This window comes from Microcoleus sp. Pol1C5, assembly GCF_036701115.1.
In the GTDB taxonomy this organism is placed as follows: Bacteria; Cyanobacteriota; Cyanobacteriia; order Cyanobacteriales; family Microcoleaceae; genus Microcoleus.
This window is the reverse complement of sequence record NZ_JAUBQE010000024.1, coordinates 23,629-40,504: the sequence shown is the minus strand read 5'-3', so window position 1 is coordinate 40,504 and position 16,876 is coordinate 23,629. Positions and strand designations below refer to the sequence as shown.

The window sequence follows — 16,876 nt, the reverse complement described above, 5'->3', positions numbered from 1 at the left end:
TCCATGAAAATGCGTAAAAATTCCGCGCCGAGTCTGATAGATAAATAGCTAATTCATAGTACCGCGATCGCACTAACTTTATGCCAGTTAGGGCGATCGCTTTTTTTGTGGTGCCAGTTTGAAAAAGGAATGCAACTGTAGACAAGCTCCAAACGACCAGCTTCATCAGTCATTCCCAATTCTAAAATCTCAAATCTAAAATCTCAAATAACCTGACTACTGACTAATCACTAATAGCCACTCGATCGCGCCCGCCAGACTTAGCTCTATAAAGCGCCTTATCCGCAGCTTCAATCAGCATTTTCGGCGAGTTTTGACCTTCAAAAATCGTCGCCACCCCCATGCTGAGTGTCACGCAATCGCTGACAACAGACTTGATGTGAGGAATTGCCAAGGCTTTGACGCGGCTGCGGATTCCCTCAGCAACAGCCTGTGCAGCGACGACATCTGTATTTGGCAAAATTACCGCAAATTCCTCGCCGCCGTACCTAGCAGCCAAATAGAGGCGTTGTGCGGGTGCGTTCGTGCAAGCATCTCCGATCACCCGCGCTACTTGCTGCAAACAAGCATCCCCGGCTTGGTGGCCGTAATTGTCGTTGTAAAGTTTAAAACAGTCAATGTCGCACATAATCAAAGATAGCGGTTCCGAAGAGCTCGACTGCTCCCATTCTCGGTTGATCACCTCGTCAAAACGGCGACGGTTAGCTAGTTGAGTTAAACTGTCCAAATTCGCCAACCCGTCCAACCGCTGGTTGGCCGCCGCTAGCTGCTGGTAAAGTAAAGATTGTTCGATCGCGATCGCAACTTGAGTACCCAACTGACTAAGCAAATCCACATCAAACTGCTGCCACTGGCGGGGTGCCGAACAGTGGTGGGCAATCAGCAAACCCCACAACTTCGGCACTTGACAAGAACCGTTACCTTCCCTCGGTTCAATTCCTTGCTGGACAATTGGCACCACCAAATTTGCCTTCACCTGACAAGCCTCCAAAAATTTAAGGTGACACTCGCTCAAATTAGAAGTGTTAATATCCTCTATGGCGCGAATGCGGCCCTTTAAATACTGTCCGATGTAAGTATTGGCAAAACAGCAATCGTCAATTCCCATGCCCTTCAGTGGAATCCATCCTTCTCCAACCGACTCCACCACCACATCTCCGTTCCAGTCGGGTCGGAAGCGGAAAACCAGCACGCGATCGGTTGCCAAAAACTCCCGCACTTCCGCTACTGTAGTGTTGAGAATATCTTGCAGATCCAGAGAAGAACGGATTCGCGATTGAATCTGCCCGATCAGGCGTTCCCGTTCTATTTGTTGCCGCAGCGCGACTTGGGCTTGCTTACTTTTAGTAATGTCTCGACCTTCCGGCAGTAACAATACTATTTTGCCAGTTTCATCCGCAACGGGTTTGAGAGAAAAATCAACAGTTGCCGTCTGATTTACACCTTGAACTTCCACTTCATAGCGGACAAATTCACCTCTTGCCGATCGAGAAATCGCCTCTTGCAACTGTTCCTGAACTTCCTCAGAATCTCCCCACCAAGGCAATAGCCAAAACGGTTTATTGGCCACATCCCGCAGCTTAATTCCCGCAAAATCTAGAGAAGTTTGGTTAGCTTCCAGCAGAGTGCCGTCCGGTTTCAATAAGCTCACAAATTGGAAAGAAGAATCAAAAATTGCGCGAAAGCGCCTTTGAGAATCTCCCAACATTGCCGTCACCTTTTCGCGAGATGTAATATCGCGGAAGCGCCACACCCTGCCAATAATATTTTGTCCGACTCGAATCGGCTGCGTGTAGCGCTCAAAAGTGCGACCGTCTTTAAATTCTAGAATATCGCAACCTTGCGACTCCGTATCACTATAAAATTCTTTAACTCTCTGCAAAAAAGCTCTCGGATCTTTAACTTGCTTAGTGAGAAATGCCAGTCGCACCGTTCTATCCATTGAGTTTCTCACTTCTTCATAAATTCCCCACATTTGAACTAACTTTTCGTTATAACTAATCATTTCTCCGGCGGTAGTAACAGCGAGAATGCCGTCTGCCGTTGCTTCTAAGGTAGCGTGCAGCAAAGACCGCGATCGCTCTAATTCTGCTGCGGTCAATTTCCGTTCTGTGAGGTCTCGGACTGCTTTCACCTGTACTAAACGACCTTCCCAAAATACGAATTTGCTGCGAACGTCAGCAGGAAAAGCAGTTCCATCTCGCTTAAGAAAAATAGTTTCACAGACTGTATTGCTGGCAGCAGAAATCATTTGCGGCGCCTGTTTGTATGATTTCGGCGACAGTAGTTCCAGCAAGCTCATTCCCACCATTTCCGCAGGTTCGTAACCGAAAAGTTGGGCAAAATTACTGCTGACGCTCAAAATTGTGTCGCGGTCAGCCACGGCAACTGCTTCAAAATAAGCTTCGCATTCGAGCAAACGCGCTGCTGAATGGCTGCTGCCATTTTCGCTCGAATAGCTGTTGTTAATTAGCTGTTGCAGTTGCGTATTTGCAGAGTACAAAGCGGTCATGGCTTGCCTGTACATAGCAGTACGTTTCTCTACTTTTTCTGCGAGGCGATCGCGATATTCTCGCAGTTCTCTTTCGACTTTAATTAAATCAGTAATATCTACTGCAAACACGATTACACCAGCGACTTTACCTGTTTCATCGCGGTAAGGTATTTTATCTGTCCGCACCCAGCATTTTTGACCGGAGGCTGTTGGTAAAAGTTCGACTTGGCCCTGCTTGGGAACGCCAGAATTGATTACTTCCAAATCTTCTAAATAATATTGCTCTGCTTCGTCTGGATAGATTTCATAAAAAGATTTACCTTCTAATTGAGCTGCGGGCAAACCTCTCGATGCAGCGGCGGCTTGATTAATTCGCAGCAGGCGACTTTCGGTATCTTTGAGCCAAATCATCGCCGGCACGGAATCAAAAATAATTTGCTGTTCTTGTTGCTGCAGGCGGAGTTCGGCTTCTGCTTGTTTTCTTTTAATTATTTCTTTTTGCAGTTTTTGGTTAGCTTTTTTGAGTTCAGCAGTGCGTCTTTCTACTCTTTCTTCTAGTTGATCGTAGTATTGGGTCAGCAAGTTTTGCTGCTGTTCGTGTCGGATTGCTTGTAATTTTAACTTTTCGCTAGCTGACAAACTTGAGGATACAAAATCTGCTAATATTTGGGTAAATTCGTGTTCTTCTTCTGTCCAATCACCGTCGGAACCCTGGCGTTCGGCGCTGACTATTCCCAACCTTTGACCTGCTAGCACAATCGGTACGTTTAACAGGGAAGTCGTGCCCTGATCGAGCAAATAAAGACCGACAAGTTCTCGCGTTCTGGGGTCATTTTCTGCTGCCACAGTAGCGATCACACTTGCAGATTTTAAAGCTTGAAAATATCCCGGACAGTCGGCTGCTGTGATAATAATTTGTACGGAATGGAGTTTAGTATTTTTTTCGTAAAGGTCGATGCAGTGAAGCTGCGTTTTGTCTTCGCCATACAGCCAAATACTGGCTCGATCGCAGTTGACAATACTGACAGCGGTTTCTGTTACTTCACGGATGAATTCTTCTATATTGTGGCGTTCTTTAAGTTGACTTTTGGCTAATTTTGCGATCGCTAAAGTTGGACTGCGCCAATTTCCTCTCTGGTTGGGCGACGTGGGTGACTGCGAAGCAGCCTTAATTTCTTCGCAAACTAACAGTACAGCCGGCCGTTGGAAATTGGCAAGTGAGCGACCATTAGTGTTTTCTTCTATTTTCCAATCTACCGCAGGCATTGCCCGCGCGGTTGCTTTTACCCAGATAATCCTGCCGTCTTTGCAAGTCAAGCAGCCTTCCCAACAGGCAACTTTTGGAGTTTGCTTACCGTTTTCCTGCTGTACCAATCCAGCAAATTCACTTTGCATTTTTCCTTGATATTGGCAGGAAAATATGTTAAAAATTGAATGACAAATTAATTCCTGCGATTTGTAGGCTAGTCTCGCCTCGCCGAATTCATTGAGGGAAAAAACTCTTCCCAAAGCGTCTAGAACAAAGTAAATGCCCGGAAAATTGTCGTAGAGAGTTCTATACCAATCCTGTTCGACTTGTTTGCTGCACGACTGTTTTGCTGCTGCGAGCTCGCCGTCAGTGCGGGTCAAGTGAGAATTGTTGGTTTCTGGGTTGCTTGAATTAAATTTTTTAGCAAACACTTTTGGCTTAACTCGACTGTAATTAATTTTACTTTCTGGAATTTAACTTTCTTGTGAAACTAAATTAAACCTGTTGTTTGAAAAAAGTTACAAGTTGTAACAAAATTACAACTTGTCCAGTGTGCTGGTTTTCGCTTTCCCATGCAACCACTTTGTTTGTAGTGGGTAGACCGTCTCTCGGCAATATTTCCCGCTAGTTGCAATGCCAGCAGGTTTAGCTGCAATTACCCAGTCTGTACTTTTAGCATCCTAGACAATAAAAAAATCGGCAATCAATAGTTTTAAGTATATATGATAACACTCAAATACCTAGTATTGGGACTGACCTACATGGGATTCGGTTTGGGATATTTGCCGGGACTGCGGGTGAACCGGGCGGCGGTTGCAATTATCGGGTCAGCTTTTGCGGTGGCTTTGGGGATACTCGACCTGAAAACTGCTTGGGAGGCGATCGACCCCAAGTACGATGTTTTGTGTTGGGAATAACGATCGTGAATATAGTTAATTAGACTGTTTAATAAATATTTGTAATAATTAAGTTAAGTAAATCTTATAAGGCACAATCGACAACGGGCTTTAGTCCTATAGTTTATACTTAATCTTGTGCAACAAACGCTAAGGAGGTAAGAAAGAGTGAGTATCGTAAAACCCGTTGCGAAACCCAGACTTAATTCTGCGTTCAAACAATTGATGTCTTTACACTGGGCGATGTCAGCTTGCTATTTAGTGCTGTTTATTACCGGTACTTCTATGGCTCAATTGCCAGGAGAATTGTTGATTCGAGGCCCCCTTTACGATTTTCACAAATCCGTAGGAGTGCTGACAATGGCTTTACTGACTTGGCGGATTTTAACTCTGCTGCGGGTATGGTGGAAAAAATATACGAAACGCCTGCCAAAGTTTACAAAGGAATGGTACAAAAATTTTGCTTTGCACGCAACTTTGTACGTTTTTATGTGGCTAGTTCCGGTTACTGGTTTCTTGCTTTCTAACTCTTACAAAAGTAACAATGTGAAATTTTTTGGAATTGTTTTGCCAGATATGTTTCCCCAGAATTCCGCAATGGTTGATCTGGGAAGGAGTTTGCATTTTTGGCTGGCGTACACATTTTTAGCGTTCGTAATTTTGCATATTATAGATCAGAAGAAAGTTGTGAGAGCTAATTGGCGCAGGTTGGCAAATTTTGTTCGCACTAAGTTCGCAAAGTCTCAAAAGGTTGGATAAATTTGCGATGGGTACTATATTTCAATTGGCAATGATAAATTTACTGCAAAACTGGCTATTTTCCACGGCGATATTTAGCGCTAGTTGCAATACCAGCAGGTTTAGCTGCAATTACCCGGTCTGTACTTTTAGCATCCCAGACAATGGAAAAAAGCGGCAATCAAGGATTTTAAGTATATATGATAACACTCAAATACCTAGTATTGGGACTGACCTACTTGGGATTCGGTTTGGGATATTTGCCGGGGCTGCGGATGAACCGGGCGGCGGTTGCAATTGTCGGGTCAGGTTTTGCGGTAGCTTTGGGAATACTTAACCTCAAAACTGCTTGGGAGGCGATCGACCCAAATACGATCGTTTTTTTGCTGGGAATGATGGTCGTTAATTCGGCTTTGGGAGCATCGGGTTTTTTTCAACTCGCTTTGGAGTTTTTAACTCGCTTTACTCGTTCTCCTTTCGGCATTATGGTGGCAGTTACTTTTGGCAGCGGCATTTTATCGGCATTTTTTCTCAACGACACTACTGCTATTTTGCTGGCCCCTTTAACGCTGAGTCTGACTCGCTCTTTGTCTCTCAATCCTATCCCTTATCTTTTAGCTTTAGCCGGAGGTACTAATTTAGGTTCAGTGGCGACTGTGAGTGGCAACCCGCAAAATATTCTCGTCGGTTCTTTTTCGGGAATTAGTTATTTGGAATTTGCCCGGTCTCTCGCACCAGTAGCTTTAATTTGTTTGCTGGTTCAAGTAGCTTGGCTGTGGTTGCTTTATCCAGAAGTGCGTTCTTGCAAATCTTTGCCGCAGGTTACTCAAGTCAGGTATCGATTGTTCAAGCCTTTACTAGCAAAAAGTTTGTGGGTGACAGCAGCACTCTTAGTAGCTTTTTTAGCGGGTGCACCTTTAGCAGAATCTGCCTGGATAGCTGCCAGTATATTGTTAATTACTAGGCGCGTCAAGTCCGATCGCATTTTGCAAGGCGTTGACTGGAATTTGCTAGTAATGTTTGCGGGATTGTTTGTGGTGACTAAAGCAACTCAACAACTGGGTTTGTTGGAGAATTTAACTAATTTGACTAATACGCCACTGAGTTTGTTGGGAGTTACCGTAATTCTTTCTAACTTAATTTCTAACGTACCGGCGGTGTTAGTTCTGCAATCGGTAATTGTCAAAACAGATACCCAAGCTTGGCTGTTGTTGGCGGCGGCTTCTACCCTGGCAGGGAATTTAACTTTGTTGGGTTCTGTGGCTAATTTAATTGTAGCTGAAGTCGCAGGACAATCAGGCGAGCGGCTGACTTTTAAAGAACATTTGCGATTCGGGCTATCGCTGACTTTCATTACTTTGGCAATAGCTTATTTTTGGCTGTACTAAAAGAGGATAATTATTGCCCTATCAGGCTCGTACAATTAAATTTTAGCTTTGGGCTTTTAGCTGTGCAAACTGAATTTGTTTTCCATGAACCGCAGAGGGCGCAGAGGGCGCAGAGGGGAGATGAGAAGAGAATAAATGAGAGAAAAAGATGTAGGTTTATAGCCGAGCGCAGATTTCGGTACAATACAAAATCCGGGAAATAAAACCCCTTTATCCTCCGATTGCGTAGGCTAGAATGGGCAAAGAAAATATCACCAAGTCATGAGATATGATAATCTTCAGCGATTCTAAAGATATCTATTATTTAAGAAACTATCATCCTCTTAAGTGGCAAAGCGAAGAGAATGATTGTTTTGATTACTTTAGTGAAAAAATACTTGAATTGAAAAACAAAGAAAGAACAAGTATTGATTTCTGGTTTGAGGAGCTAAAAAAGCATTTAAAGATGGATGAGAGCTTTGCCATTGCTGTAGTTCCTTCACATTCGTCAGGTAATCAAGTATCGGGTATCTATCTAGTAGCCCAAAAATTAGCTAAATCTCTCCCAGAAAAAATCACTGACGCAACTCTTTGCTTAATACGAGTTAAAAACATCGATCGATTATCTACAGGAGGCAATCGGGAACTCGACATTCATTTTGAATCAATGAAAGTAATCAATTTAGAATTGATTCAAAATAAAAATGTTTTTTTGCTCGATGATGTATCAACGACTGGTAATTCTTTACGCGCAGGCAAAGAGTTACTTCTGAAAGCAGGTGCTAGTAAAGTGAAATGTGTAGCTCTCGGAAAAACAGTCACATATTATGATTTTGATGATTCAGTTTACGAAAAGATGGGTAGGGATGCTAGTGGCTGTTTCCATGCTATAGACTACTGGGAAATTGAGGAACACGAAAAAATTTGCAGGGATGCACAAGAGTCTCACTTTTGTATTTGTCAAGAAGCTGAAGACCTACGAAAACAAATAAAAGATGAGGTAGAGTATGCTCGCGATCAAATACAAAGAGGTGCACATTATAGTCACCTCGAATTATGTTTTATACTAAATCCGGGTTAGATATCCCTGGTATGACTCGGCGGTTGAAACCGCGTCCACACGAACAAAATCGGCAGTAAGGGCGACTAAGAGATAAAGGGGGTAAGAAACCCGGATTTGGTATAAAGTCTTTAGGTGTCTGTTTTGGACACAATTGTAAAAGTCGCGATTTTCCAAGGCTCTATCTTAAATCCTCCTCCTTCGGGCAGCTTTTCAGACAAATTGGCAGGCCTTTCTAACAAATCTACTGGCTCTATAATCTCTAATCTTAAATCACTGTTCAATTCTAACACAGCCTCCTTTCCCTCGGATTCGCAACACCGCAAAATCCACAGCTTAGAATCGTCTTCCGATTGTTTGAAAGCCATCAAAACTAAATTGTCGGCAGACAAATCCAAGAACTTCCCCACTGCGGGTAAACTCTTGTTTCGATGTTCTCCCAACTGCGGCCATACCTTTACTAGCAGCGGCAAATTCAACTCATAGCCGCGCCGAACTGTGCCGGCTTCTTGCCAATTTCCGCTGTGGGGATAGACTGCACAAGTAAATTCGGAAACTCCTACATCTGCTTGTTCGTCCGGCCAAGTCGAACCCCGAAGCAAAGTCAGCCGAATTTGATTCGGTTGAAGGTCGCAACCGTATTTGCAATCATTGAGCAAACTGACTCCAAAACCGTCATTGCTGATATCAGTCCAGCGCAAAATCGGCACTTCCCATTTGGCTTTTTCGGCGGGTGTTTGCGGCTTGGTTGTGCGTGCGATCGCACCGCCGGGAATTTCGCAAGTTGCAAAATCTGCTTCTACATTTAACCCAAAGGCTGCTTTTACTAAAACGTGACTTTCTTGCCAATCTGCAACTGTCTTGATTCTCAGCAGCGGCGAACCTATTTCTACTATATAATCTTGGCAAAACTCCGATTTGCCAATTTGTCGGACTACGCGCAAACTCTGCCGTATTTCTCCCTGCTCTACCCAAGCAATCTCTTTGAGTGTCGGCGCGGGTAACAGATGTTTTTCATAATTTGGGTCGATGTTCCAAGCATCCCAATATTGGCCGCTGTCTTGAAATGCTTGCAGTTGATTTCCGCCTGCTGCATTCAGGGCTTCTCGGTTATTTACTTTATCCCAAATGCTGGATAAATCTCCAGTTTTGGCGTCAACTGTTGCCCGAATAAATTCATTTTCTAAAACCATTTGTGCGGCTGCAAAAGGCGTTTCTTCACTAACTGTGTTTTTTTGTGCTATACCGTATGTAAGTTTTGATAACTCTGTCTTTTTTTCGGTTTCTGGACTCGCGGACGCATTATCCACAGTTTGAGCGTCTTCGCGACACAGCCAGAACACCTGGTAGCCAACGGCAGGGAGATTATTTGCCCAGAATAATAGTTTAGATTCCGATTCGAGTCGATCGCTCCTGACAATCTGCCAAGCCAGTCGCCGTCGGGAAAAATCGTAAATTTGCCAAGCTGAATCAGCAGCATCGGGAAGCGGTACAGCGACAACCTCAGAGCGCGACCAATTGAGAGTATTGAAAATCAAAATCGGTTGAGCATCGGGCTGCGGGGGATTCGGCAGAGAAATTTGAGCCGAGATGGCATCCAAAGATTTTAGCAGGATTTCGCGACAAGTGCGATCGACCTCAGCAAAGGCTATATTAGCATCCGCGTAGACTTGGGCGATCGCAGAACCGGGCAAAATATCGTGAAACTGGTTAAACAAAATCTGTTTCCAAGCAGATTCTAATTCAGATTTTGGATAAACCGCACCAGTACAAATAGTGGCCAGCGAAGACAACAACTCCGCTTGGTAGAGCAATTCTTCGCAGCGACGGTTTTGGCGTTTTTGGTCGGCGCGAGTCGTGTAGCAACCCCGGTGGAATTCTAAATAAAGTTCGTCTTTCCAAACAGGGAGAGTTTTGAGTGGTGAGATGGAAGGATTTGCATCCGAAATGGCCGATAAATTTGACAATTCTCGCGCCCGCAAATTCCCCACGGTTTCGACAACGAGCAAATTTTCCTGATTGTCCGATTCTGAAACATCGCTTTCGGGCTTAGTTGCGGAAATTGCCGACAAGTTTGACAATTCTCGCGCCCGCAAAATCTCCTGATTATCCGATTCTGGAACATCGCTTTCCTGCGAACTTTCCGCAACTTCCGGCAAAAACTGACTCTCAATCAAAGACAAATAATCAACCGCTTTCGCAAACTCCAACTTCGGGAAAAAAGGCGACATTTTCCAGCGTTTCGCCACCTCCAACATATCACGAGTCGGGCCACCGCCGTGGTCGCCAACCCCAGGCAACCAAAGAGCATCTTGCAAATTAGTTTTAGCTTGCCAGTCAAAAGCATAACTTGCCATTTTCACAGATTCTATGCCTTCACCAATTGGAGGAGACATCATACTAAATATTTTAGTACCGTCCAACCCTTCCCACCAAAACGCACCGTGGGGAAACTCCGTTGTATCGTTCCAACGCAACTTTTGCGTTACAAAATAATCAACTCCGCCTTGCCGCAAAATCTGAGGTAATTGCCACCCAAAACCGAAAGTATCCGGTAGCCAAGCCACCCGCATCAATTCCCCAAATTTTTCTTTTGCATAACGCTGTCCGTAAAAAACTTGCCGCACCATTGATTCAGCGGAAATCAAGTTTAAATCCGGTTCTACCCACATCCCGCCGACAACTTCCCAACAACCCGCCGCCACCTGTTTTTTAATCGCAGCAAATAAGTCCGGGCGATGTTCTTCCATCCAAGCATAAAGTGCGGGAGTTGAATGACAGAAAATTAAATCGGGAAACTCCGATTGCAATTTCAATACCGACTCAAAAGTTCGCTTTGCCGCTTCCCAAGTTTCTGGGACAGGCCACAGCCAAGCTAAGTCTAAATGAGCATGACCGACCAAATAGATTTTACCTGTATATATAGATGTCAGCTCGCCACTTTCTCCTATATATATAGATGTAGAATTGCCCTTTTCTTCAACCTCCAAAACCTCATCTCTTCTTCCTCCCTCTGCGCCCTCTGCGCCCTCTGCGGTTCCCTCATCTAAATCCTTAGAAAAAGCCCGCAGATATCCCAGTAAATTGTGCCGCAAAACAGACAGCGAGCGAGCGAACTTTTCGCGCTCGCCCACCGCCGACCAATCAATCAAATCCATCGCCAAATCAATCTCAGATTTCAGCGTTTCCCCCTTGACAAACAGTGGGAGACTTGCTATTGTTTCAGTGGAGAAGTATTTGGAAGTTAAATTTTCTAAATTTCGACTTAGCGAATTTTGCAAAATCTCTAATTCGGCAGCCACAAAACCCGGATCGAAACAAGAAGAGTCAGCAGCTTCGTACAAACAAATCGATCGCACTAAAGCACCGTTATCGTGACCCGGACTTACCAACCGCAAAATAACTAAAAATTCATCTCCGGGATTGGCCGACGAACTCAACAAAACTCGATCGGCAAAATCAAATAAATCTCCCTGTCCGACTAACTCGCCGTTGACAAAAATTTGAGCATCTTCTGCCCACCAAGTCAAACTCAGCAGCAACCGCAAACCAACCACAGGATAGCCGTGCAAATTGTCAGGAATTACAAATTGCTGGCCCAAATACAAAACTTGCTTCCCAGACGGCCAAGCAATATGTCCTTTGCTGTTAAGTTCAGCAACAGGGCTGTTACAAATATTTACCGAAGAAACAGCCGAGTCAGAATCGCAGTACCTCCAACCAGACTGAACCTCCACTTGGCTGAGGCGGCGCAACTTCTCGACAGTGGCAGAAATATTGTTGCTAGCAGGTGACACAGAAGCGCTCATATTTCGCTAAAATAGGAATTGTGTATTAATCAAAAATTGGATTGAACCGCCCCGACGCAAAGGACGCGAAGAAATAAAGGTTTCAGAGGGTTTGAAGCTGCGATTAAGATCTCGCTTTGATTTTACAGCAATATTTCGCAATGCCGGCGCGAATCAAAAATCTGAATTCAAGAATAAAACTTATGTCCAACGGTTACTACGGCCCATACCAAAGCCGACTATTAAATTTTATATCGAAACAGTCCCGCCAAGTCGCTGACAATTGCGATCGAACTTGGCGTCAAATTAAAGAAGCAACTCTCACCGCCACCCAAATTCTGCTTTATCCAGCTTATTTGCTGGTGCAAAGTTCCCGACTGCTAGGGCGACAGTTGCGGGAATCAAGTCAAAAAGTAGATTTACCTGAACTGCAAGAATTTGGCGGGGACGAAAATCCCGATGGGCAACAAAATTGGTATCAGGGGGAAGTTTCCGAGGAAAGTTCGATCGCCGAAATTTTACACCTAGCCGAAAATTTACTAAACTCGTCGCAAACTGCGAAAACTGTAGCCAGCTTCCCGCTGTTAATTAATCAGGGAAATACTGCTAGCGATTTACATCCGGCAATCAATTTTAGCGGACAAATCACAAAGCATCAAACAACTTCCGTCTTAGAACTCCCGCTTGCTAAAACTGGATTAAAACCGCAACCGAAAGTTGAGGGAATTGCCAGTTTTATCCCTGCCCGCACTTTAGTATTGGTCGGAAAAGAAAATCAGGTTTTAGATATTTTGACACCCCAACAGCAGGAACTGCTCGAAGGTCGCATAACTTGGGAAGTAGCAAACTGCGGGCCCGAACGGCGGGAAATTACCCAAAAAGAATTAAAATTTAATCTCGGTTTGGAGTCGGCGGCCAAAAAAGCGCAGTTGCCGCCGATGCGTCGTTTTTGGGAATTGATGGCATGGCTTCAGACGAGTCCGGTTGCTATCAAAAGAAATCAGTTTGGAGAATCAATCCTTGCAGTTAAAAAATCGATCGACCGCAATTCAATCCTAGTCCAAAAAGCCCGCGCGCAGATTGAAGCAAAAACCGCACAGCAGTCAATTGCGGCATCGAATTCGATCGACCACAATACCCCAAAACTAGAAACTAATTTTAACAGCAAGTTCGATCGACCCCCTAGTCCTCTCTCCTTTGTTACATTACTCGATCGCGCCGCCGTCAACCTGGAAGAACTTACTCTACCGCCATCGGTAAAAACAATCGCCGCACCCACAGAAAACTCTGGAGTAAAAATTGACACATCCAGCACCGAAACCAATTTAGATTTTTCCGCCCGCGACATCCTCGAAAAATACGCTCGCAACATCGAACAAGTCATTTGGTCGTCAGTAGACCACCTTTTGGGCAAAGAAACGGCAGCGAGTGATAATACTGAGAAATCAGTCGCAATTCAGTATTATTTGAAACAGCGACAAGAACAAGAAAACACCGAAAAAAGGCCAGAGGTCGATCGACCGTGGCTGAACTGGCAAGACTTATTCGGCGAAGCAGCACCGCAGCATTTAATCGACGGAAGTTCCGAACCCCAGGCAGCAGCTCAAAGCCGCTTAGCACAAGTTAGCCCAAAAGTCAAGGAGGAAATGGCAGAAGCAGGAGAATTGGCAGAAGGTCGATCGACCGCAGTCTCAATATCCCCTTACCCCGAAGCACTTCACCGCCTGCTGGGGCAGCTAAAACAGAGCTTGCTGACAAAAAGCCCAACAAGTCAACCCGAAACAGCATCTGATTTAGCAGTTACTCAAAAAAATAGCTCTGCACTCGCAGCAGAATCAACCCCAGGGCGCGCGCCGGAAACCCAAGTGCCAAAAAACACAAACCCGAACACCGCACAAAACCACCAATCCCCAGCAGCAATCACCGCGCAAACTAGCAGATACACCCCCGCAACCCCCGCCGCAGCCGAACCCAAAAATCCCAGCGCAGGCATCCCATCCGATGGAGACTACTTAGAAACAAAAGCAGAATCCATGGGATATATTAAGCATCCGCTAGAACAAGTGCTCGAATGGCTCGATCGAGTTATGCTGCGGCTAGAAAACATCGCCGAGCAACTCTGGAATTGGGCAAAAATCAACTTGCCAAAAATCCTCAAAAGCAAAGATAAAATTGACTAATCTTTAGCTTATGATAAAAAAGTTGCTGCAACAGCAGCAAATCAGCTCAGTATTATGCCATCTTTGGAGACTCCCACAGTGCTAACCCTCAAAATCGTAGTTAATGTAGTTGTTTTATTTTTTGTTTCCCTGTTCATATTTGGATTTTTGTCCAATGACCCAGCCCGGAACCCCAACCGCAGAGACATGGAATAAACAAGTTATCCCGCCCGCTGGCTGGGGGGTACGCTACCGCAGCCCCGCAGCCAGCCCGCAAACTCGCAAAAATTAGTCGAACAAAACTTGACCTCGCACCAGCAGCGAGGTTATCTTGTGGCGAAAGCAAGTTCTCAAATCAGCCGTATTTCGGCCCGCCAAAGCCACTGCAAATTTTAGATGTCAGATTAATTTCTAAACAATTACCTTTTAGATGCAAAAATTTTCAATAATTTGCACCCTATAAAATCTAAAATCTAAAATCTAAAATCGGATGACTTACCTGTTGTAACTATGCCCTATCCGGTACCGCCGCCAGAACCCCCTGGCATCATCTACATCGCAAAGCCAAAAAAAGTCGCCCTCACTGTCGCGGCCGGCGATGGAGACACCCGCAGCAACCCCGCAGAAATACCGGAACCAAGCCCAGATATCGTTCAGCCACAACCCACACCAGCCCCAGCAGAAGCCGCAGCCACACTCCTCGGCACTACCCCAGCCACTGACCAGCCTCCAGCAATCGCCGACCCCCTAGCAGCAGTGGAAAGCGGCGACGCAGTGGTGGGATTTCAGCGTCGGGCTCCTGTGGGAGAACCCCAAACTGCGGAAACTCCGAAAGATTCCTCGTTTACGGCTTACCAATTGGGTTCGGTAGAAAATGCTATTGCCATTCGCAATCGAAAACGAACCGCAGAGGCGCAGAAACAACAGGAGAGGAATGTTGTCGGAAAGCAGGAAAGTTGGTATCAGGCCCAAAACCGACAGTTAGAAGAGAACCCTCCCGAACCTGCGGAGATTCCCGTTCCAGAACCAGCCCTGGAACCAGCACCCAGCGGACAACAGCAGTTCGACATTCCCACACCAGGAACTGCCCCCGCACCCAGAACACCCGCTGCGCCGACACCGAAGCCTAAACCAGCCGCCCCGCCGGGAGTCCGCACCGCCCCTTCTGGGCGGACGGTGCCTTTTCCGGTGACTCCGGCCGATACTATTGAAGTTAAGGCTGACAGCCAAGAATTCGACGACAAGCAGCAAATTGTGACGGCGGTTGGTAATGTCGTTGTGCGGTTCCGGCAAACTGTAATTGATGCCGATCGAGCGATCGTCAACTTAGTCACCCGCCAAGTGGTAGCATCCGGCAATGTCGCCTATACCCGCGGCCAACAAGTAGTGCGCGGCCAGCGGATGGAGTTCAATCTCGGCCTCAACGCCGGCGCAGTCGAACAAGCCAGCGGCGAAATATTCCTGCCGGCAGCAGGTAGCGAATTGACCCCCACACTGCCGACAGATATTAGTGCCGGGACGATTCTCGAACAGCCGCTGAGCGATCGAATTACCAGCCAGCAGCCCCTGCGCGGAGTCAAATCCCCCGGCGCTGCTACAGTGACTCTCGGCGGCGGCGGACAGCTAGCAGCCCCCCAAGTTACTGGTGCGGTCAACCGCGTCCGCTTTGAAGCAGAACGCATCGAACTGCTGCCAGACGGCGCGAGGGTAGCAACCAACATTCGGCTTACTAACGACCCGTTTTCCCCGCCGGAATTTGAATACAGGGCCCGGAGGGCGACGATTAGAAGGATTTCGCCCACGGCAGAGGAATTGGTCACAACTAAACCCCGCTTGGTGTTCGACAACCGGGTGAAAATACCCGTGTATCCCCGCAGGCAAGTGTTTGACAGCCGGCAGCAGAGCGGCCCGTGTTTGACCTTTGGTTACGACGGAGGCGACCGCGGCGGTTTGTATGCCGAGTGCGGTTTTGAGGTGTTGCAAAACGGGCCGGTGCGGCTGACTCTGACGCCCCAAATTTACCTGCAGCGGATCGTGGCAGAGAACGGTGGCAATCCGTTGTCTCCCGATAGCTACGGGCTGAAAGCGAGGTTGGGCGCTAGTCTCGGCCCGCGCACCAGGCTGGACGGATCGGCAATATTTCTGAGTTTTGAAGATTTCCCGAATTTGCCGGAAGACAGCTTTCGGGGCAATTTGCGCCTCCGACAGTTGATCGGCACTCACACTCTGGCAGCAGAATACAGTTATCGCGATCGACTGTTTAACGGTTCTCTGGGCTATCAAACCGTGCAGAGCAGTCTCGGGGCAGTCCTCACTTCCCCAGTCATCCAACTCGGAGGCACTGGCATCAATCTCAGCTACCAAGCTGGGTATCAATTTATCAATGCTGACACCGATCGAGCAGAGTTGCTCGAACCAGTGCGGGAAAACAACCGCGTCGATCTGAGCCGTTCCCAACTCAGCTTTGCCTTGAGTCGCGGTTTCAACCTGTGGGAGGGCGAACCGCTGCCCCGCACTCCCACCCAGGGTTTGAGGTATACGCGGACGCCGGTGGTTCCTTTCTTGCAACTGGCCTTGGGAGTCCGGGGAGTTGGCACTTATTACAGCAGCGGCGACAGACAAAATTCGATCGCTGGCAGCGTAGGCATTCAAGGGCAGTTCGGTCATTTCTCCCGCCCTTTCCTCGATTACACTGGGTTTAACGTGACTTATACCCAGGTGGGACGGGACGGTATATCGCCGTTTTTATTCGATCGCTTAGTAGATTTGAGAGTCCTGTCTTTTGGACTTGTCCAGCAAGTTTACGGAGGCTTTCGAGTTGGATTTCAAAGTGCTATTAATTTAGAAAGCGGGGAAACAATCAGTACAAATTACACTTTAGAATACAGCCGCCGCAGCTACGCAATCATTTTGCGTTTTAATCCTGAGCGTCAAGTCGGCAGCCTGACTTTTAGAGTTAGCGACTTCAACTGGAATGGGACTCCCGAACCTTTTTCCGGGGACGCGCGAACTGTAGAAGGAGGCGTGCGTTTATCCGATTAATTCAATTGGCTAATTGGGCCTTGGTAATAGGTAATGGAGAATAGGTAATAGGTAATGGGGAATTGGTAATTGGGTAATTGGAA

9 protein-coding genes are annotated in these 16,876 nt (G+C 46.4%); 7 read left to right on the top strand and 2 right to left on the bottom strand.

Translation table 11 applies throughout. The features are described 5' to 3' along the window. Window positions 1-223: 223 nt before the first annotated feature. The gene (locus QUA23_RS14960) at window positions 224-4,174 is read right to left on the bottom strand and encodes a PAS domain S-box protein (protein WP_333076666.1); all 3,951 of its coding nucleotides are present in this window, start codon (window positions 4,172-4,174) and stop codon (window positions 224-226) included. Between the two features lie 291 nt (window positions 4,175-4,465). On the opposite strand from QUA23_RS14960, the gene QUA23_RS14955 reads away from it, so the two are divergent. From QUA23_RS14955 to QUA23_RS14940, 4 genes are all read left to right on the top strand, one after another. Then, entirely contained in the window at window positions 4,466-4,660 is a 195-nt protein-coding gene (locus QUA23_RS14955) for a hypothetical protein (protein WP_333076665.1), read from the top strand. A 147-nt stretch (window positions 4,661-4,807) separates the two neighbouring features. Further along, entirely contained in the window at window positions 4,808-5,398 is a 591-nt protein-coding gene (locus tag QUA23_RS14950) for a cytochrome b (protein ID WP_333093886.1), read from the top strand. Window positions 5,399-5,577: 179 nt separating this feature from the next. Next, window positions 5,578-6,765, top strand: coding sequence for an anion transporter (locus QUA23_RS14945; protein ID WP_333076663.1), 1,188 nt, complete (start codon window positions 5,578-5,580; stop codon window positions 6,763-6,765). A 268-nt stretch (window positions 6,766-7,033) separates the two neighbouring features. After that, window positions 7,034-7,825 (top strand): phosphoribosyltransferase, encoded by a 792-nt coding sequence (locus tag QUA23_RS14940; RefSeq protein ID WP_333110415.1) that lies wholly within the window; start codon window positions 7,034-7,036, stop codon window positions 7,823-7,825. A gap of 110 nt (window positions 7,826-7,935) precedes the next feature. Here the strand turns inward: QUA23_RS14940 and QUA23_RS14935 are convergent, their stop codons facing one another. Further along, the gene (locus tag QUA23_RS14935) at window positions 7,936-11,613 is read right to left on the bottom strand and encodes an alpha-mannosidase (RefSeq protein ID WP_333076661.1); all 3,678 of its coding nucleotides are present in this window, start codon (window positions 11,611-11,613) and stop codon (window positions 7,936-7,938) included. 182 nt (window positions 11,614-11,795) lie between these two features. Between QUA23_RS14935 and QUA23_RS14930 the strand changes: the two genes are divergently transcribed. The 3 genes from QUA23_RS14930 to QUA23_RS14920 all read left to right on the top strand — a co-directional run bounded on the left by QUA23_RS14930 (window position 11,796) and on the right by QUA23_RS14920 (window position 16,793). Then, the gene (locus QUA23_RS14930) at window positions 11,796-13,772 is read left to right on the top strand and encodes a hypothetical protein (RefSeq protein ID WP_333076660.1); all 1,977 of its coding nucleotides are present in this window, start codon (window positions 11,796-11,798) and stop codon (window positions 13,770-13,772) included. A gap of 78 nt (window positions 13,773-13,850) precedes the next feature. Next, window positions 13,851-13,967 carry a photosystem II reaction center protein I gene (locus tag QUA23_RS14925; protein ID WP_039887172.1) on the top strand — a complete coding sequence of 39 codons (117 nt, stop codon included), beginning with the start codon at window positions 13,851-13,853 and terminating at the stop codon, window positions 13,965-13,967. 294 nt (window positions 13,968-14,261) lie between these two features. Further along, on the top strand, window positions 14,262-16,793 hold the full coding sequence (locus QUA23_RS14920) for a DUF3769 domain-containing protein (RefSeq protein ID WP_333076658.1): 2,532 nt from the start codon (window positions 14,262-14,264) through the stop codon (window positions 16,791-16,793). Window positions 16,794-16,876: the final 83 nt, after the last annotated feature.

Bases quoted from the DNA above. Each gene is read 5' to 3' on its own strand.
- QUA23_RS14940 (WP_333110415.1), top strand. From the start codon at position 7,034: ATGATAATCTTCAGCGATTCTAAAGATATCTATTATTTAAGAAACTAT.
- QUA23_RS14920 (WP_333076658.1), top strand. From the start codon at position 14,262: ATGCCCTATCCGGTACCGCCGCCAGAACCCCCTGGCATCATCTACATC.
- QUA23_RS14935 (WP_333076661.1), bottom strand. From the start codon at position 11,613: ATGAGCGCTTCTGTGTCACCTGCTAGCAACAATATTTCTGCCACTGTC.
- QUA23_RS14930 (WP_333076660.1), top strand. From the start codon at position 11,796: ATGTCCAACGGTTACTACGGCCCATACCAAAGCCGACTATTAAATTTT.
- QUA23_RS14955 (WP_333076665.1), top strand. From the start codon at position 4,466: ATGATAACACTCAAATACCTAGTATTGGGACTGACCTACATGGGATTC.
- QUA23_RS14945 (WP_333076663.1), top strand. From the start codon at position 5,578: ATGATAACACTCAAATACCTAGTATTGGGACTGACCTACTTGGGATTC.